The 17,629-nt window shown below is 74.4% G+C and carries 12 protein-coding genes; 11 read left to right on the forward strand and 1 reads right to left on the reverse strand.

The genetic code is table 11. The features are described from left to right. Positions 1–12: 12 nt before the first annotated feature. The gene (locus ACFV1L_RS26705) at positions 13–2,760 is read right to left on the reverse strand and encodes an AAA family ATPase (RefSeq protein WP_380370238.1); all 2,748 of its coding nucleotides are present in this window, start codon (positions 2,758–2,760) and stop codon (positions 13–15) included. A gap of 186 nt (positions 2,761–2,946) precedes the next feature. On the opposite strand from ACFV1L_RS26705, the gene ACFV1L_RS26710 reads away from it, so the two are divergent. From ACFV1L_RS26710 to ACFV1L_RS26760, 11 genes are all read left to right on the forward strand, one after another. Then, complete coding sequence (locus tag ACFV1L_RS26710; protein WP_380370240.1) at positions 2,947–5,124, forward strand: M4 family metallopeptidase; 2,178 nt, start codon at positions 2,947–2,949, stop codon at positions 5,122–5,124. Between the two features lie 392 nt (positions 5,125–5,516). Further along, complete coding sequence (locus ACFV1L_RS26715) at positions 5,517–5,726, forward strand: DUF397 domain-containing protein (protein WP_380370242.1); 210 nt, start codon at positions 5,517–5,519, stop codon at positions 5,724–5,726. A gap of 827 nt (positions 5,727–6,553) precedes the next feature. Then, positions 6,554–8,095 carry an amino acid adenylation domain-containing protein gene (locus ACFV1L_RS26720; RefSeq protein ID WP_380370244.1) on the forward strand — a complete coding sequence of 514 codons (1,542 nt, stop codon included), beginning with the start codon at positions 6,554–6,556 and terminating at the stop codon, positions 8,093–8,095. Positions 8,096–8,294: 199 nt separating this feature from the next. Beyond that, positions 8,295–8,612, forward strand: a complete 318-nt coding sequence (locus tag ACFV1L_RS26725) for a phosphopantetheine-binding protein (RefSeq protein ID WP_380370247.1) — start codon at positions 8,295–8,297, stop codon at positions 8,610–8,612. Then, the gene (locus ACFV1L_RS26730) at positions 8,609–10,006 is read left to right on the forward strand and encodes a flavin monoamine oxidase family protein (protein ID WP_380370249.1); all 1,398 of its coding nucleotides are present in this window, start codon (positions 8,609–8,611) and stop codon (positions 10,004–10,006) included. Before ACFV1L_RS26725 ends, ACFV1L_RS26730 begins: the two co-directional genes overlap by 4 nt. A 144-nt stretch (positions 10,007–10,150) precedes the next feature. Then, positions 10,151–11,866 (forward strand): class I adenylate-forming enzyme family protein, encoded by a 1,716-nt coding sequence (locus ACFV1L_RS26735; RefSeq protein WP_380370252.1) that lies wholly within the window; start codon positions 10,151–10,153, stop codon positions 11,864–11,866. Positions 11,867–11,877: 11 nt separating this feature from the next. Further along, positions 11,878–13,302 carry a KamA family radical SAM protein gene (locus ACFV1L_RS26740; RefSeq protein WP_380370253.1) on the forward strand — a complete coding sequence of 475 codons (1,425 nt, stop codon included), beginning with the start codon at positions 11,878–11,880 and terminating at the stop codon, positions 13,300–13,302. Further along, positions 13,299–14,297 carry a RimK family alpha-L-glutamate ligase gene (locus tag ACFV1L_RS26745; RefSeq protein ID WP_380370255.1) on the forward strand — a complete coding sequence of 333 codons (999 nt, stop codon included), beginning with the start codon at positions 13,299–13,301 and terminating at the stop codon, positions 14,295–14,297. The genes ACFV1L_RS26740 and ACFV1L_RS26745 overlap by 4 nt, the downstream gene beginning before the upstream one ends. Continuing rightward, positions 14,294–15,508 (forward strand): phenylacetate--CoA ligase family protein, encoded by a 1,215-nt coding sequence (locus tag ACFV1L_RS26750; protein WP_380370257.1) that lies wholly within the window; start codon positions 14,294–14,296, stop codon positions 15,506–15,508. The genes ACFV1L_RS26745 and ACFV1L_RS26750 overlap by 4 nt, the downstream gene beginning before the upstream one ends. Then, positions 15,505–16,788, forward strand: a complete 1,284-nt coding sequence (locus ACFV1L_RS26755; RefSeq protein WP_380370260.1) for an MFS transporter — start codon at positions 15,505–15,507, stop codon at positions 16,786–16,788. Before ACFV1L_RS26750 ends, ACFV1L_RS26755 begins: the two co-directional genes overlap by 4 nt. Beyond that, positions 16,785–17,624, forward strand: coding sequence for an SDR family NAD(P)-dependent oxidoreductase (locus ACFV1L_RS26760; RefSeq protein ID WP_380370262.1), 840 nt, complete (start codon positions 16,785–16,787; stop codon positions 17,622–17,624). The genes ACFV1L_RS26755 and ACFV1L_RS26760 overlap by 4 nt, the downstream gene beginning before the upstream one ends. Positions 17,625–17,629 lie beyond the last annotated feature (5 nt).

Consider the following 17,629-nt stretch of genomic DNA (forward strand, 5'->3'; position numbering starts at 1 on the left):
ACTGACGGGCCCTCAGGAATCGGCGTCCTCCGCGGCCGGGGCGACGGCTCGCGCGAGTTGGACGCGGGAGTGCAGGCCGAGCTTCCGGTAGATCCGGGTGAGGGTGGCCTCGACCGTCTTCACGCTGACGTTCAGGGTGGCGGCGATGTCGCGGTTGCTCGCCCCGGCGGCGGCGAGCTCGGCGCAGCGCTGCTCGGCACCGGTGAGGCGGGACCGGGTGCCGCCGTCCGCGGGGGTGTGCTCCAGCCGCTGGAGGGTGCGGGCGGCGGCGTCGGCCCAGGGGTGCGCCCGGTGGGCGGTGAAGAGGTCGGCGGCGTTCCGGGCCGCGGCGCGGGCGCTGGCCCGGCGGCGTCCGCGCCGTTCGGTCTGACTGAGTGCCAGCAGGGTCCGTCCGCGTTCGATCGGGAGCCGGTGCAGGCGGGCTGCCGCGTCGGTGAGGCGGCGGGCGGCCGCGTCGTGGTCGCCGCGCGCGGCGTCGAGGAGGGCGCGGGAACGTTCGAGCGCGGGCAGCACGGAGCTCCGGCCGAGGTCGGCGGCGGCGCGGCAGGTCCCGGCCAACAGCTCGTCGGCCTCGTCGAGGCGGCCCACGGCGACGAGGGCTTCGGCCAGGTCCGCGTGCCAGCGCAGGACGGACGGGTCGCGGACCTGCTGCAGTTCTTCCAGGGCGCGGACCTCCTCCAGCGCTTCCAGGGCTTCCTTCGGGCGGCCGGTGACCAGGAGGAGGTGGCCGAGGGCGCACAGGTTGCGGGACAGGAAGACCCGGTTGCCGTCCTGCCGGGAGGCGTCGGCTCCGCGGCGGGCGTGGGCGAGGGCGGAGTCGGTGTCCGCGGCGGCGCCCTCGACGAGGGCGGAGGTGTAGCAGACCGGCCCGGGCGGCATGGCGGCCCGGTCGGTCAGCTCCCGGGCGCGCCGGGCGTAGTCGAGTGCCAGGGTGCACCGTCCGGCGCGGATCTCCACCTCGGCGAGGCTGCGGAGCACGTCCACGGTTCCCTCGGCGTCGCCCGTCCGCTCGGCTTCGACGAGCAGGGGCAGCAGCGCGGTCCGCGCCTCGTCCAGGCGGTCGTCGAAGAGGGCGTGCCGGGCGGCCAGGTGTTCGGCGGTGGCGTTGACCGGGGTGTGCGGGCTGCGCGGCAGCGACAGGGCGCGCCCGAGCGTGTCCTCGGCCTCGGGCCGGCCGAGGATGCGTTGGACGCGGGCCTGCATGGTCAGGGCCATGGCGGCGCCGACGGCGTCCCCGGCGCTGCGGGCGAGGTCGGCGGCCCGGGCGGCCAGGGCGCACGCCCGCTGCGGGTCGCCGTCGTTGACGTTCGCCCAGATCGCCTGCCGGACGAGGATCCGCGCCGTCAGGTCGGGTCGCCCGGCTGCTTCGTGGGCGGCGTCGGCGAACAGTTCGTCCACGCTGTGCAGGTGTTGTCCGCTGGCGTCGATGAGGGCGAGCAGGGCCTCGACGCGTGGCGCCGGGCTGCTGTCGTGGCCGAGGACGAGGCGGGCAGCGGCCCGGCTGCGGGGGAGGTCGCCGCAGCGCGCGGCGTCGCGCACGGCGGCCAGGGCCCGCTCGGTGAGCAGTGCGGCGTCCTCGCGCGGGGTGCGTTCGGCGGCGAGCAGCGAGAGCTCGGCGGCCAGCGGGTGTTCGCCGCGGAGCCGGGCCCGGCCGGCGGCGCGGGCGGCGGTGCTCGCCAGGTGCCCGGCGGTGGCCGGGTCGGCGGGATCGGCGGCCAGCACGGTGTGCCGGTCGCGGCGGACGGCGTCGTGGCCGGCGGCGGCGAGGCGCGCGTGCAGGGGCCGGCGCGTGGTGTCGGGGAGCCGGGCCGCGAGTTCCGCGCCGATCGCGGAGGCGGTGAACCGCACCCGGCCGTCGGGTTGCCCCGGGTCGAGCAGCCCGGCGGCCTCGGCCTCGGCCAGCAGGTGCTCCACCGACGGGCCGGCGAGTCGGCTCAGCAGCGCCAGGTCGGGGCGGTCGTCGAGGGCGGCGAGGGTCAGCAACTCCCGCACCTCGGCGGACACCTCGTCCAGCCACTCGCCGACCAGCCGGCGGGCCGGCGGCGGGAGGGCGGCCTCGTCCTCGCCGGGCCGGCCCGCGGCCGGCCCCGCGTCGGCGAGCGCCAGCGCCAGCGCCGGGTTCCCGCCGCTGCGCCGGTGGATCCGCTCCAGCTCGCGGGGCGCCAGGCGGTACGGCGACAGCAGGGCCGCGACCTGGGGCCCCGTCAGGGGCGGGACGCGCACCGCGCACGCGTCCTCCCCGCACCAGTGGGCCCCCGCTTCCGGGTGCCGGGCGCGTTCGGCCGCGATGACGGGCAGGGCCGGCGCCAGCCGCAGGGCCCAGCCGAGGACGGCCGCGCTGGCCGGGTCGAGCCACTGGGCGTTGTCCACCACCAGGGTCAGGGGCGGTGCGTCCCGCAGCGCGGCGGCGGTCAGCCGGCGCAGTCGCAGGGCGTCCCCGGCGCCCTGCGGGGTGCCCGGCGCGCCGGCGGCCTCGTCCAGGGCGTCCGCGAGTTCTCCTGCGGCGGGCAGCGGTTGGAGGGCCAGGGCGAGTTCGAGCAGCCCGGTGTACGGGATCCCGGCGTCCTGCGGGGCCGGCGCCAGGCGGCGTACGGGCAGGCCGAGTTGCCGTGCCAGCAGGGCGGCGGCGGTGGTCTTGCCGATTCCGGGCGGCCCGAACAGCACCACCCGGCGGGTACCGCGGGCCGCCTCCGGGACCACCGGCAGCACGGCGCCGTCCGTCTCCCGGAGCCCGGTGAACCATCTCGCAGAGTCTTGCACCGGGCCATGGTGCGTCCTCGGGGCCGTCCTGCGCCAGGACAAGGGTTTGCCCTGATGCCCGCGGTTCCCCGGCTTCCCTAACGTCATCGCCACAGTCGAGCTGCTTCCCGGTCGCCGGACGCCCCCACCCCTCTGACGTCCTGCGGCCGCTTCCCCCCTCAACCCCAGCTCGGCGGGAGGAAAGTGATGTCCCGCAAGAACGCTCTGGCGGCCGCTGTCGCGGCGGCCCTCACCCTGGGCGCCGTGACCGCGGTGGCCACCCAGTCGACCGCGGCCGCCACCGGCTCCGCCGCCCGACCCGGCGCCGGGTTCCGGGCGATGACGGCCGACGCGCGCAGCGAGGCGCTGCGCACCGCCGACCGGGAGGCCGCCGACGTGGCGAAGTCGCTCGGCTTCGGTGCGGACGAGCGCCTGACGGCCAAGGACGTGCTGGTCGACACCGACGGCGCCCGGCACGTGCGCTACGACCGCACCTACCGCGGCCTGCCCGTCGTGGGCGGCGACCTGGTCGTCCACTACGACAGGAACGGCAGGGCCACCGGCTCCGACCAGGCCCACCAGGGCGCGATCAGGCCGGTCGGCACCACGCCGAAGCTGACCGCGGCGGACGCCTCGGCGGCGGCCGTCAGGCACGCCAAGCACGTCAGGAACGCGAAGACCGACAGCGCGGACAGCAGCACCCTGGTGGTGTACGCGGTCGGCAAGGTCCCGGTCCTCGCCTACCGCTCGACCGTCACCGGCGACGGCGAGACCGGCCCCGCCTCGAAGGAGGCGGTGATCGTCGACGCCGCCAGCGGTGCGCCGCTGGACCAGTACGAGCTGCACCAGGGCGTCACGGGCACCGGCAACGGCGTCACCTCCGGCCAGGTCTCCATCGAGACCACCCAGACCACCGGCGGCTACACCCTCACCGACGCCGCACACGGCGGCACCATCGTCTACGACTCGTACAACAGCCCGCAGTCCAACCCGAAGCAGAACGCCCGCACCTTCAGCAAGTCCACGAACTCCTGGGGCACCGGCTCGACTTCGAGCCGCGAGAGTGCGGCGGTGGACGCCTCCTACGGCCTGGCGAAGACCTGGGACTTCTACAAGGACGCCTTCAACCGCTCCGGCATCCGCAACGACGGCCGCGGCGCCCCCGCGTACGTGCACGTCGACAACCAGCTGCTGAACGCGTTCTACGACGACTCGTGCTTCTGCATGTCGTTCGGCGACGGCTCCTCGCAGAACGGCAACACCCCCGTCACCGCGCTCGACGTGGCCGGCCACGAGATGAGCCACGGCGTCACCGCCGCCACCGCCAACCTGAACTACTCCGGCGAGTCCGGCGGCCTCAACGAGGCCACCTCCGACATCTTCGGCACCATGGTCGAGTTCTACGCCAACAACGCCGGCGACCCCGGCGACTACTACATAGGCGAGAAGCTCAACATGTCGGGCGGCTACATGCGCCGGATGGACAACCCGGCCGCCGACGGCAACTCGCTGTCCTGCTGGACCTCCGGTGCCGGGTCGGTGGACGTGCACTACTCCTCCGGCATCGGCAACCACTTCTTCTACCTGGCGGCCGAGGGCACCGGCGCCAAGACCATCGGCGGGCGCTCGCACAACGGCACCACCTGCAACAACGACACCTTCACCGGTATCGGCCGGGACAAGGCCGCCGCCGTCTGGTACCGCGCCCTGACCACCTACATGACCTCCACCACCACCTACTCCTCCGCCCGCACCGCCACCCTGCAGGCCGCCGCCGACCTGTACGGCGCCAACTCCCAGGAGCGGTACCTCGTCTCCAAGGCGTGGGCCGCCGTCAGCGTCGGCACCGCCCTGCCCGACCCCGGCACGAGCAGCCCGACCCCGACGCCGACCGCCTCCACCTCCTCCAGCCCCTCGCCCTCGCCCTCGTCCTCGTCGACCCCGACCGGGAACGCGCTGACCAACGGGAACTTCGAGCAGGGCACGGCCGGCTGGACCCAGAGCGACAACGACATCAGCAACTCCACCCTGCAGGCCCCGCACAGCGGTTCCTGGTACGCCTGGATGATGGGCTACGGCACCTCCGCCGCCGAGTCCCTCTCCCAGTCGAACATCGCCGTTCCCGCCTCCGGCAGCCCCAAGCTCACCTTCTGGCTGAAGGTCACCACCCAGGAGTCCGGCTCCACCGCCTACGACACCCTCAAGGTCAACGTCAACGGCACCACCCTGGCCACCTACTCCAACGCCGACGCCGGCGCCGGGTACGTCCAGAAGACCGTGGACCTGAGCGCCTACAAGGGCCGGACGGTGAAGCTGGAGTTCGCCGGCCTGGAGGACGCCTACCTGTCGACGATCTTCCTGCTCGACGACATCGCCATCGGCTGACCGTCCACCCGCACTCCTGCGGCCGGCCTCGCTGTGGGGCGGCTCCGGCCGCAGGAACTGCCGCGTTCACGCGGGGTAGCCACGAAGGCGGCAGGCCGGCGGACGGGCCCTGGTGGGGCAGAGCCCGTCCGCCGCTCCCCGGCGTCTCCACCCGCGTTGTCGGGCAAGGCAGTTGACGCTCCACTTCGCGCCTGGGTGGACCCCACAGCATCCTCGCACCTTCGGCCGGCGCGGAGGGCGGTTACGGCGAGGCTCACGCTTCCGAGCGACCGACGCGCGCTTCGGGCATCGTCTGGTCATGCTCATGTACCTATGATCTCCCCAGATCGACACCGGTCCCTCCGGATCGGTCGATCGCCATGCCCAGGGCCACAGTTGGAGGAGCTACCACCATGAGCAACACCACGGACGTCGAGCTGACCTGGCGCAAGTCCAGCCACAGCGGCGGGAACGGCGCGTGCGTCGAGATCGCGGCTCCGACTTCCGCGACCACGGCCGTCCGGGACTCCAAGGACCCGAGCGGTCCGCAGCTCCGCTTCTCGAACGAGGCGTGGGCGGCGTTCGCGACCGCCGCCGCCGGCGGCGTGTTCGGCGAGATCTGAACCCGTCCTTCCGAAAGCCGAGTTCGGGCCCCTGCCGCCATCGAGGCGGCGGGGGCCTTCGCCTTGCGCCCCGCCCGCCCCAAGGCCGTTCGGACTCGGCCGAATCTCCCCCGCCCCGACCTGGCCATTCCGGCCGACCGGCTCGAATCGGCCGGCGGCAGCGCGGAGTTGATCGGTCCGACGAATTGGCCGCACTTTCGTCCGGGCCGGATCCGCTCATCGCGGACGCCCCCGCCCCGGGGAGCCGCGGGCCGCGCCGCACCACAGGGCCCGGCACGGCGCTGCCGCCCGCCTCGGCTCCGCCCCGAACCGCCCGAACCTTCGTTCGGTAACGCTCCGTTGTCCCGCGCGTGCCGCCACGGCTTTCGGTACCGCCCGCGAGCAGCCCGGGAATTGACGGCCGATCAACCGGTCGTATTTCTTCGCCACTCCATTTCCCGGCGGCTTCGAAGCGCGGCCGGCGGCGGATCGACGGTCCGGACACGGAGGAAGACGACCCGATCCGGAATTCCGGTCGGACAGGGAACGGGCCGGCCCCCTGCGCGAGCAGCCCCGACCGGCACCCGCCGTTCACCTGCTCGCCGTTCCGTCACCCAGCGCAGCCCTTCTCGGGCACTGCCGGCGCGGCGTCGCAGGAAGGCTGCCCTCACCTCCGCGACCGCAATGACGGACCGTCACTGCGGGGACTTCGCCGGGAGTTCACAAGGCGGCCGCCCGCCCGTGGGAAAACCGCCTCGACAACCATTGTGGGGGCGGATCGGTGGTTGTAGAGTCCCGGTTCGCCGAAGCACGGACTGGCGCCTCTGGGCATTTACCTTGGAGCGGGCATGTCAAAGAACGGCGGCGTCAACAGATCGGGTTCCGACCTGTTGGACGCGTTCGCGGAAACCGTTCTCCGGTGGCCCGAGCGAATCGCGATCGAGTCCCCCGAGCACACTCTCAGCTACCGTCAACTCGCGTTATCGGTCCGGCGGCTGGCCGCCGCACTCGGCGACCGGCCGGGGCCGGTGGCCGTACCGGCCCGGCACCACCCGGACACCGTGGTGGCCCTGCTGGGCGTCCTCACGGCCGGCGGCAGTTACGTCCCGCTCGATCCGGGCTTCCCGGTGGAACGGCAGCGACGGATGGCGGCGGCAGCCGGCTGCCGTCTCCTGGTCGGCCGCGGAGCACACGCCCAGGCCGGCCGACTCGACCTGACGTACCTCGACCTGGAGGCGGCCGGCCCCACCGCGACCGGAGGGGCCGGCGCGCCACTCCTCGGTCCGGACGATCCGGCGTACCTGCTGTTCACCTCGGGATCCACGGGGCAGCCGAAGCCGGTGCTGACGCCGCACCGGGCGATCTCCGCCTCGGTCGGGTCGTTACGACAGCTCTTCGCACTCACCCCGGCGGACCGGGTGTTGCAGTTCGCGTCGGTGAACTGGGACACCTGCTTCGAGGAGATCCTGCCGACGCTCACCTCGGGCGCCCGGCTGGTGTTCGACCCGGAGGCGCACTCGGCGTCGTTCCCCAGGCTGCTGCGGATGGTCGAACGGCGCGGCATCACCGTGCTCGACCTGCCGACCGCGTTCTGGCACGAGCTGGTCCTGCACCTCGCCGAGGACGAGACCGATGCCGGACTTCCGGACTGCGTACGGCTGGTGGTGATCGGCGGAGAGGCGGCGAGCCCGGCCCGGCTGGCCGACTGGAGCCGGCTGGGCAGCAGCCCCCGGGTCCGCCTGCTGAACACGTACGGGTGCACCGAGACCACCCTGATCACCCACGCGGTGGACCTGCTCGGGCCGAACTCCCCCTTCCCGCACGAGCACTGGGATCCGGACCGGCGGGCGCCGATCGGACGCCCGCTCCCCCACGTCAGGGAACTCCTGACGAGGCACGGCGAGTTGCTGATCGGCGGACCTGCCGTCGCCTCCGGCTACCGGGGGCTCCCGGCGGCCACCGCCGAACGGTTCGTGCTCCGCGACGGGCGGCGCTGGTTCCGCACCGGCGACCGGATGGCCCGGGGCCCGGACGGACTGCTCAGCCCGCTGGGGCGGCTGGACCACGAGGTGAAGATCCGCGGCATCCGGGTCGACCCGGCGGAGGTGGAGGCCGGACTCGGCGCCCATCCGGCCGTGGGCGCGGCCGCGGTCACCGCGGCCACCTCGGCCGGCCGGGCCGCCCTGGTCGCGTACGTCGTCCCCCGGTCCGGCGGCCCCGATCCGGCGCTCGCCGCCGAGTTGATGCACTTCCTGCTGGACCGGCTGCCCGGCCACCTGGTGCCGAGCCGGATCACCGTGGTGCCCGACCTGGTCCGCACCGCCGGCGGCAAGATCGACCGCGCCGCCTCGCACCGCCGGTACGGCGGCGGCGCCACCGGCCCGCGCTGACCCCGCCCGTACGGGCGCCCACGGCGGCGCGTACCTGACGGACCGCCGGATTCGCAGAAGCCACCCCAGCAGCACCCGCAAGGCGGCCACCCGTCCACCGCGCCGCAGCTCGAACGTTCCCCGCGTACAGCACCGCGCACCACGCACCGCTGGCACCGCCGGACCACGCGCACCCCGCACCGGTCGAAGGAGACCCCCCATGAGCCTCGACATGCCCGTCACCGCACCCGCCGCCGCGACCCCCGACGCAGCGCCGCCCGAGGACTCCGCGCTGTTGACGGAGCTGGCAGGGCTGTTCGGCCGCATCCTGGAGCTCGACCGGGTGCCGGCCGACGGCAACTTCTTCCTGCTGGGCGGGGATTCGCTGATCGCGACCCGGGTGCTGAGCGCCGTCGCCCGCGGGCACGGCGTCGAGCTGGCCTTCGACGACTTCCTCGCCGACCCGACCCCGGCCGGCCTCGCCGCCCGCATCGTCGCCGCCCGCGCCGACCACGCCGCGCGGGCGGCCGCCCGGTGAGCGCCGCGGCCCTCTCCGCCGAACGCCCGGCCCCGGGCTCGGTGATCGTGGTCGGTGCGGGCCTGGCCGGGCTGACCGCGGCGGTCGAACTGGCGGACCGCGGCGTGCGGGTGACGGTCCTGGAGGCCCGGGACCGGGTCGGCGGCCGGGTCCGGGGGATCGAGGTCGCGCCGGGGCGGTGGATCGACGCGGGCGCCGCCTACCTCGGCGACCGGCACACCGAACTCCACGCCCTGCTCGCCGCCTGCGACGTGAAGACCGCGCCGACCACCATGCTCGGTGCCAGCCGCTTCGCCCTCGCCCCGGGCACCGGTGACGCCCCGGACACCGGGCTCGGCGACGCCGCGACCCGGGACGGGCGGTTCCCGCCGCTGAGCGCGGTCGCACTGGGCGACCTGTTCGAGCAGTTGGAGGAGTTGACGGCCGCCGTCCGCCCGGACGCGCCGTGGCTGTCGCCGGACGCGGCGCGGTGGGACGCGCTGACGGCCGCGGACTGGGCGGAGCAGCACCTGTCGCACCCGGACGCCCGGTTGTTCTTCCCGCTGTTCCTGGGCGAGATGATGGCCGCCGATCCGGCCCGGATCTCCGTCCTCCACCTGGCGTTCTACCTGCGGTCGGGCGGCGGGCTGCGCTACCTGAACGCCTTCGCGGGCGGCGCGCAGCAGGACCGGGTGGCGGGCGGAGCGCAGCGGCTGTGCGAGCGGTTGACCCGGCGGCTGCTGGACCGGGGCGGGATGCTGCACACGGGCGAGCCGGTGCTGTCGGTCGACCAGTCCGTGCGGGAGGCCACCGTCCGTACGCCGGAGGGGAGTTACCGCGCGGAGGCGGTGGTGGTGGCGGTGCCGCCGCTGCTCGCGGACGCGATCGGGTTCCGGCCGGCGCTGCCGGTGCCGCGGGCGGCGTCCCGGACGGCGCGCGGCTGTGCGGTCAAGGTCCACCTGGTGTTCCCGGAGCCGGTCTGGCGGGCGCACGGCCTGTCGGGGTGGTCGGTGAACGCGGCCGGCCCGCTGCTGTCCACGGTGGACGACACCCCGCCGGAGGGGTCGCCGGGTGTGCTGACCGGGTTCGTCACGGGCGCGGAGGCGCACGCCTTCGCCGCTCTGCCGCCCGACGCCCAGCGGGCGGCGGCGGTCGCGCAGGCGGCCCGGCTGTTCCCGATGCTGCCGGAGCCGCTCGCGTTCCACGTCACCGACTGGGTCAACGAGCCGTGGAGCAGGGGCTGTTACGCCGCGCTGTTCGGGCCCGGCGACTGGTCGGCGCTCGGACCGACGCTGACCGCGCCGCACGGGCTGGTGCACTTCGCGGGCACCGAGACCAGCACCGAGTTCTTCGGGCTGCTGGAGGGCGCGGTCCGCTCGGGCCGCCGCGCCGCCGCCGAACTCCTCGGCGAATAGCGCCCCTTGAGGGCCCCCGCCGCCCGAACACCCGCTCCCCCTGCACCACCTTCCTCTTCGTCGGGCCTGTCCCCCCGGTCCGGCGCACGCTCCACGAGGGCGTGCCCGGGCATCGAGTCCTGCTTCGGAAGACCGGAGACCGCCATGAGCGATCAGACATCCATCGCGCCGCTTTCCGTCCGGGAGCGGTTCATGTCCGACCCGACGCTGGGGGCGGGCAACTTCCTCGACCGGGCCGTGGAGGCGAATCCGCACCGTGCGGTGCCGTTCGCGTTCAGCCACCGGCTCGACCACCGCGGCCGGGTGGTGCTGCGCGGGCACAGCCTGCTGGACCTGGTCGCGCTGCGCGACCGGTACGCGGCCTGGTACCACGCGAACGGGGTGCGGCCCGGCGAGCCGGTCGGCGTGGTGGTCGCCGAGGGCCTGGAGCCGCTGCTGCACTTCTTCGCGCTGACCGCGCTGGGCGCGGTGCCGGCGCTGGTGAACGATGCGATGCGGCACGACGTGATGGTCCGCTACCTGAGCCACGTGGGCGTGGTGGGGGTGGTGGCGGACGACACCACCCGGCTGGCCTCGGCGTACCGGCAGGATCCGCAACTGCGGCCGCGGTTCCTGTCGTTGACGGCCGAGGTGCAGGCGTTCGACGCCGCTGCGGCGGCGCTGCCCCAGGGGTACCCGTACCGGCACGCGGCGCGGGACGTGGTGGCGCTGATCCACTCCTCGGGGACGACCGGCACGCCGAAGTCGACGATGCTGGCGCACCGGCAGTTCTGGGAGGGCAAGCAGCCGCGGATGGTGCGGTTCCCGGCGGAGCCGTACGACCGGTTGATGTCGCTGATGCCGCACACCCATGCGGGGGGCCTGAGCTACTTCCTGACGGCGACGCTGCTGGGTCTGCCGACGGTGGTGATGGCGGACTGGCGGCGGGCGGTGGTGGAGCCGGTGATGGAGGCGTTCCGGCCGACCATGGTGGCGTCGTTCCCGCGCACGTTCGTCGAGTTGGCGACCGGTGAGCTGCCGGTGGCGGGCGCGGCGAAGGTGCACTCGTGGTTCAACACGGGCGACAGCGCGCACTTCGGGCACGTCCGACGGCTGGTGGGGCTGGGCGAGCGGCCTGCGGGGTTGATCCGCCCGTGGCTGCTGCCGCAGGAGCGGGACGGGCAGCCGGCGCTGCCCGGTTCGCAGTTCGTGGACGGGCTGGGGTCGTCCGAGATGGGCATGGCGCTGTTCGGACAGGTGACGTCGCCGGAGTCGGGGCGGGCCGACCGGTGCGTGGGCCGGCCGACGGAGGTGGTGGAGCGGGCCGCCGTGCTGGACGAGGACGGCGCGGAGGTGCCGGACGGGACGGTCGGCCTGCTGGCCGTCGTCGCGCCGTCGATCACCCCCGGGTACTGGAACGACGAGCGCCTGACCCGGTCGTTCCGGCGCGACGGGTACTGGCTGACCGGCGACGTGGCGTACCGGGACGGCGAAGGGCGGTTCTTCCACCTGGACCGGACGGTGGACGTGATCGACACGCCGGACGGGCCGGTGTACAGCCTGCCGCTGGAGGAGGTGCTGCTCGCCGACTGCGCCGAGCAGGTGCAGGACTGCTCGGTGGTGGGCGTGCCGCACCCGGACGGCGGGCAGCGGCCGATCGCGGTGGTCCGGCTCCAGGACGGGGCGTCCGCGGACGGGCTGCTGGCGGCGGCGAACGCGCAGCTGGCGAAGGCGGGGCTGGCCGAGCTGGCGGCGCTGCAGGTGGCGCGCACGGCGGAGGAGTTCCCGCTCGGGCCGACCGGCAAGGTGCTGAAGCGGGAGCTGCGCACCCGGCACGCCGGCCTGCTGTGGTCCGGTCCGCGCGACGCGGCGCGTTCCTGATGGTCCGCCAGGTGTCGCAGCCGTACGCGTACGTGCGGCGGGAGCTGGCGGAGCCGGACTGGCGGCGGCTGCCGGGCTGGCGGGAGGTGACGGCCGCGCAGTGGCGGGACGCGCAGTGGCAGCGGGCGCACTGCGTGCAGAACGAGCGGCAGTTGCGGCGGGTGTTCGGGCCGCTGCTGACCGACCGGTTCTACCGTGAACTGGCCGCCGACCGGGCGTGGTTCGCGACCATGTCGGTGCTGCTGCCGCCGCAGATGCTGAACACCATGGCGGTGGACGCCCCGCTGGAGCCGGCGGCGTTCACGGCGGCGTTCCTGGCGGATCCGGTGCGCCGCTACATGCTGCCGGTGCGCTCGGACCGGCATCCGGAGTGGCCCAGTCACCCGCTGGCGGCGCGGGACTCGCTGCACGAGGCGCAGATGTGGGCGGTGGAGGGCCTGACGCACCGTTATCCGACGAAGGTGCTGGCCGAGTTGCTGTCCAGCTGCCCGCAGTACTGCGGGCACTGCACCCGGATGGACCTGGTCGGCCGGTCGACGCCGCAGGTGGTCAAGGCGCGGCTGGCGCTGCGTCCGGCGGACCGCGAGGAGCAGATGCTCGACTACCTGAAGCGGACGCCGTCGGTGCGGGACGTGGTGGTGTCGGGCGGCGACCTGGCGAACGTGCCGTGGCCGCGGCTGGAGTCGTTCCTGCTGCGGCTGCTGGAGCTGGGGTCGGTGCGGGACGTCCGGCTGGCCAGCAAGGCGGTGGTCGGCCTGCCGCAGCACTGGTTGCAGCCGGAGGTGCTGGCCGGGGTGCGCCGGGTGGCGCGGCTGGCGGCCCGGCGCTCCGTCAACCTGGCCGTGCACACCCATGCCAACCATGCGGCGTCGGTGACGCCGCTGGTCGCGGAGGCGGCGCGGGCGCTGCTGGACGCCGGGGTGCGGGACGTCCGCAACCAGGGCGTGCTGCTGCGCGGGGTGAACGCCACCCCGGCGGCGCTGCTCGACCTGTGCTTCGCCCTGCAGGGCGAGGCGAACATCCTGCCGTACTACTTCTACCTGTGCGACGTGGTCCCGAACGCGGAGCACTGGCGGCTTCCGCTGTCCGAGGCGCAGCGCCTCCAGGAGGCGATCCTCGGCTACCTGCCGGGGTACGCGACGCCGCGCCTGGTGGCGGACGTGCCGCACGTCGGCAAGCGCTGGGTGCACCACGCGGTCGGCTACGACCGGGAGCGCGGCATCTCGTACTGGACCAAGAACTACCGCACCGCGGTCGACCTGCGCGCACCCGAAGCACCGGGCGGCGACGCCGAGTTGGGCCGCCGGTTCCCGTACGTGGACCCGGTGGACACGCTGCCGGCGGCGGGCCGCGCCTGGTGGGCGGAGCAGGTGGCCCGGGGTGCGGGACGACTGCCGGACATGTTCGAGCTTCTGTCCCCCGAGGAGGGCGAGTGAGCGAGGCGACGGCGCCGTTGCGCCGGATGGTGTGGATCTTCCCGGACCGGGAGTCGACCCGGTCCGGGGCGATGTGGAAGCACTACTTCTGGGACGTGTTCGCAGAGGTGGCGGCCGGAATGGGCCTGGAGTGGTCCCGCCGCGCCCCGGAGGCGGTGGCGGTGGACGGCACCGACCCGGGCCGGCCGCGGGTGTACGTGGACGGCGAGCCGGTCACGCCGGAGGACACCCTGTTCGTCACGGCGCTGTACTCGCTGCCGTACCAGTCGATGGACGTGTTCAACCAGTTGGCGCTGTGCACGGTGCTGGAGCAGGCCGGGTTCTACCTGCCGTTCCCGGCGCAGGTGTCGCTGCTGGGCAACGACAAGCTGGCGACGATGCTGTTCCTGGCGGACTCGCCGGTGCCGCCGGTCCCGTCGGTGCGGATCGGCTCCGGCCGGGACGTGTCGAAGCACCAGTACGAGGCGGCGCTGGACGGGCTGGCGTTCCCGGCGATCGTCAAGCCGGCCGGCTGGTGCGGCGGCGGCGGGATCTGCCTGGCCCGCTCGCGGGAGGACGTGCGCGGGCTGGCCAGCCTCGCCCAGGGCGGCGACACCACGCTGGTGGCGCAGCCGTACCTGGGGGACGGCACGGTCGACTACCGGGTGTACGTGATCGACGGGAAGCCGTACGCGGCGCTGCGGCGCACCCCGGAGGCCGGGTCGCCGGTGGCGAACGCGAGCCGCGGCGGCTCGATGGAGTTCTGCCGGGTGCCGCCCGAACTCGCCGACGCCACCGCCTACTTCGCGAAGAAGCTGGCGATCCCGTTCTTCTGCGTGGACTTCCTGCACGACGGCGAGCGGTTCTGGTTCTCCGAACTGGAACCGGACGGGGTGATCGCCCCGGACCTCGACGACCCCGGCCGCCCGGTCCAACGGGACGTCACCCGGGCCCGGTTCGCGGCCTACCGGGACGCCCACGCGGCGTTCCTCGCGGACGGGGGCGCCCGCCGATGACGAGCTTCTCCCTCACCGAGGCGCAGGCCGCCGACGGTCTCGCCGTCGCCCGCCGCACCCTGGAACTGCTGCGCTCCGTACCGGAGTTCGGCGACCGGTACGCGAAGGCGCGGCCGCCCGGCTCGCTCGCCGAGCTGGCGGAGCTGCCCCCGCTGGCCAAGGACGACCTGAACACGGCGCTCGCCCGCCTGGAGCCGGCCGCCGAGCAGGGCGCCACCTGGCTGTTCCAGAGCGGCGGTTCGACGGGCGCGCCGAAGGTCGGGTACGCGCCGACCGGGTTCTACATGGCGAAGGTGTTCGAGCACTGGCGTCCGCTGGACCGCGACGACGTCTTCGTCAACGCCTGGGGCGCGGGCCGGATGTGGGGCGCGCACTTCCTCGCGGCGGGCCTGGCCGACCTGTGCGGCTGCCGGGTGATCGCGCTGGGGTCGGTGACCGGCGAGGAGTACCCGCAGTGGCTGCGGTTCCTCGCCGACCGGAAGGCCACCGCGATCGGCGGCACCCCGAGCGTGCTGCGGCTGTGGTTCGCGCACGCCCGCGCCGCCGGGATCGAACTCCCGTCGCTGCGCAAGGTGTTGTGGCTGGGCGAGGCCTGGCAGCCGCAGCTGGAGGAGGACCTGGCGGCGGTCGCGCCGAAGGCCCGGCGGCACGGCATGTTCGGCTCCACGGAGACCTGGGTGGTGGGCTCCAACACCCCGGACTGCCCGGCGGACACCTTCCACCCGTTCCCGCACCAGCTGGTGCACGTCGGCGACGGCGGGCTGCTCGACTTCACCTCGCTCGACCCGGCGATGCTCAACCCGGTGCTGCGCTACCGCACCGGCGACGCCGGGGAGTTGACGTCCTGCGGGTGCGGCCGGCCGGGCCCCGCGATGCGGGTGCTGGGCCGCCGCGACAACGTGGTGCAGGTGCGCGGCCTGGGCCTGCACGTGGACGAGCTGCTGGCCCGGGTGGAGCGCGAGCCGGGCGTGGTCCGCGCCCAGGTGGTGATCACCGAACAGGGCGGACGGGCCCGGCAGGTGGAGGTCCTGGTGCTCGGCGAACTCCCCGACCCGGCGGCGCTGCGGCGTGAACTGCTCTCCGCCACCTTCACGTTGAGCACCGCCTTCGCGCACGACCCGGAGCAGGTCCGGGTCCGGGTGGTGGACGCGCTGATCGGCAACGAGCGCACCGGGAAGACCGCGGGCTTCGTGGTCCGGGAGGCGTCGTGAGACTGCGCGCGCCCGAGCAACTCGGCCGGGCCTTCAACCTGTTCTGGGTCGGGAAGTCGGTGTCCAGCGTCGGCGACCGGGTGACGGTGTTCGTCGTCCCGACCCTGATGATCTTCGTGCTGCACGCCTCGGCGTTCCAGGTCGGCGTCGTCGCGATGGCCCAGTACCTGGGCATCCCGCTGCTCGGCCCGGTCGCGGGCGTGCTGGTGGACCGCTGGGACAAGCGGCTCACGCTGCTGGTGTGCGACCTGGTCCGGCTGGTGGCGGTCGCCGTCGTCCCGGTCGCCTACTGGCTGGACCTGCTGTCCACGCCGCTGCTGTTCTGCTGCGTGGCGGCGGTGTCCGGCGCCACCATCTTCTTCAACGTCGGCTACCTGGTGGCGGTGCCGGCCGTCGTCGAGCAGCCGCAACTGGTGCGCGCCTACTCGCGGTTGGAGGGCAGCGGCTCGGTCGCCGAGGTCGCCGGGCCGTCGATCGCGGCCGCCCTGTACAGCGCCCTCGGCGCCGCCTCGCTGCTGGTCGACGCCGCCAGCTACCTGGTCTCCGCGGCCTGCTTCCGCTGGATGCGGCCGTGGGGCGGGCGCACCGTCGCGCACGGCTCGGTGTGGCAGCGCCTCACCCTGGGCTTCCGCCTCAACTGGCAGGACCCGGTGCTGCGCCGGGTGGTGCTGGCCGCCGTCACGCTGAACTCCGGCGGCCCGGTGTTCGTCACCGTGCTGCCGGTGTTCGCCTATCGGGGCCTGGGCGTCACCGTCGGCGTGTTCGGCGCCGCGATGTCGGCGGGCGCGGTCGGCGCGCTGCTCGGCGCACTCGTCGCCCCGAGGATCAGCGGGCGGCTCGGCATCGGGCGGACGCTGGCCTGGGCACTGCTGCTGCACTGCCTGGTCGGCCTGGGCGTGCTGGCCGCGCCCGCCCTGCCCGCCGGTCCGGTCATCGCCGTCACCATGGGCTGCTACGGCTTCTTCATGTCGTGCATCAACGTGTGCTCCGCGCCCGCCCGGCAGTCCCGGATGTCCGCGCAGCACCAGGGCGTCATGCACGCCGCGTTCCGCACCGCGACCTGGGGCGTCATCCCGCTGGCCGCACTGGTCGGCGGCCTCGCCGTCTCGCTGCTCACCGGCCCGCTCGGCGTCCTCGACGCGGCCCGCTGGACCATGGTCGGCGGCACCCTGCTCGCCGCCTGCTCCTTCCTGCCCGCACTCGGCGTCCAGGCCCGGATGGACGCCGGCCTCCCGAAGGCCGCCGACACCGCCACCGAGCTCGCGGAGGCCACCCCGTGACGGACCGTCGTACCGTCCTGATCACCGGCTGCTCGTCCGGCATCGGACTGGCCACCACCGCCGCCGCGAGCCGGGCCGGCTGGACGGTGCTCGCCACCGTCCGCGACCCCGGACGCGCGGACGCCCTGCGGGCCGCCGCGCCCGACGCCCTGGTCCGCCGCCTCGACGTCACCGACGAGGAGTCGATCGCCCGCTGCTTCGCCGGCCTCGACCGGCTGGACGCACTCGTCAACAACGCCGGGATCTCCAACTCCGACCCGACGCTGGAGATGTCCACCTCGGCGGCGCTGCGCGCCAACCTGGACGTCAACTTCTTCGGCACGGTGGCGGTCTCGCGCGCCGCGATGCCGCTGCTGCGCGCCTCCGGGGGCCGGCTGCTGACCATCGGCAGCGTGCACGGCGTGGTCGGCCAGCCGTTCAACGAGGCGTACTGCGCGGCCAAGTTCGCCGTCGAGGGCTTCATGGAGGCGCTCGCCCCGGTGGCCGCCGCACACGGGGTGCGCGTCTCGGTACTGGTCCCCGGCTACGTTCCCGACACCCGGTTCGGGCACTTCCCGGACGTCGACCGGAGCACCGTGCAGGCCGCGTCGGGCCCGTACGCGGACACCTTCGCCGCGTACGTCGACCGGCTCGGGCAGAGCTGGGCGAACGCCGGGCAGTCCGCCGCGGAGGTCGCCGACGCGGTGCTGCGCGCGCTGTCCGAGGACCGGCCGGCGTTCCGCATCCCGACCGGCGCCTGGGCCGCCGACTACCTCGCGTCGAAGCTCGCCGACCGCGACGGCCGCACCGTCCAGCGCCTCGCCCACCACTGGATCGGCCTCACCCCCACCCCCTGACTCCC

This window comes from Kitasatospora sp. NPDC059646 (assembly GCF_042734615.1).
Lineage (GTDB): Bacteria > Actinomycetota > Actinomycetes > Streptomycetales > Streptomycetaceae > Kitasatospora.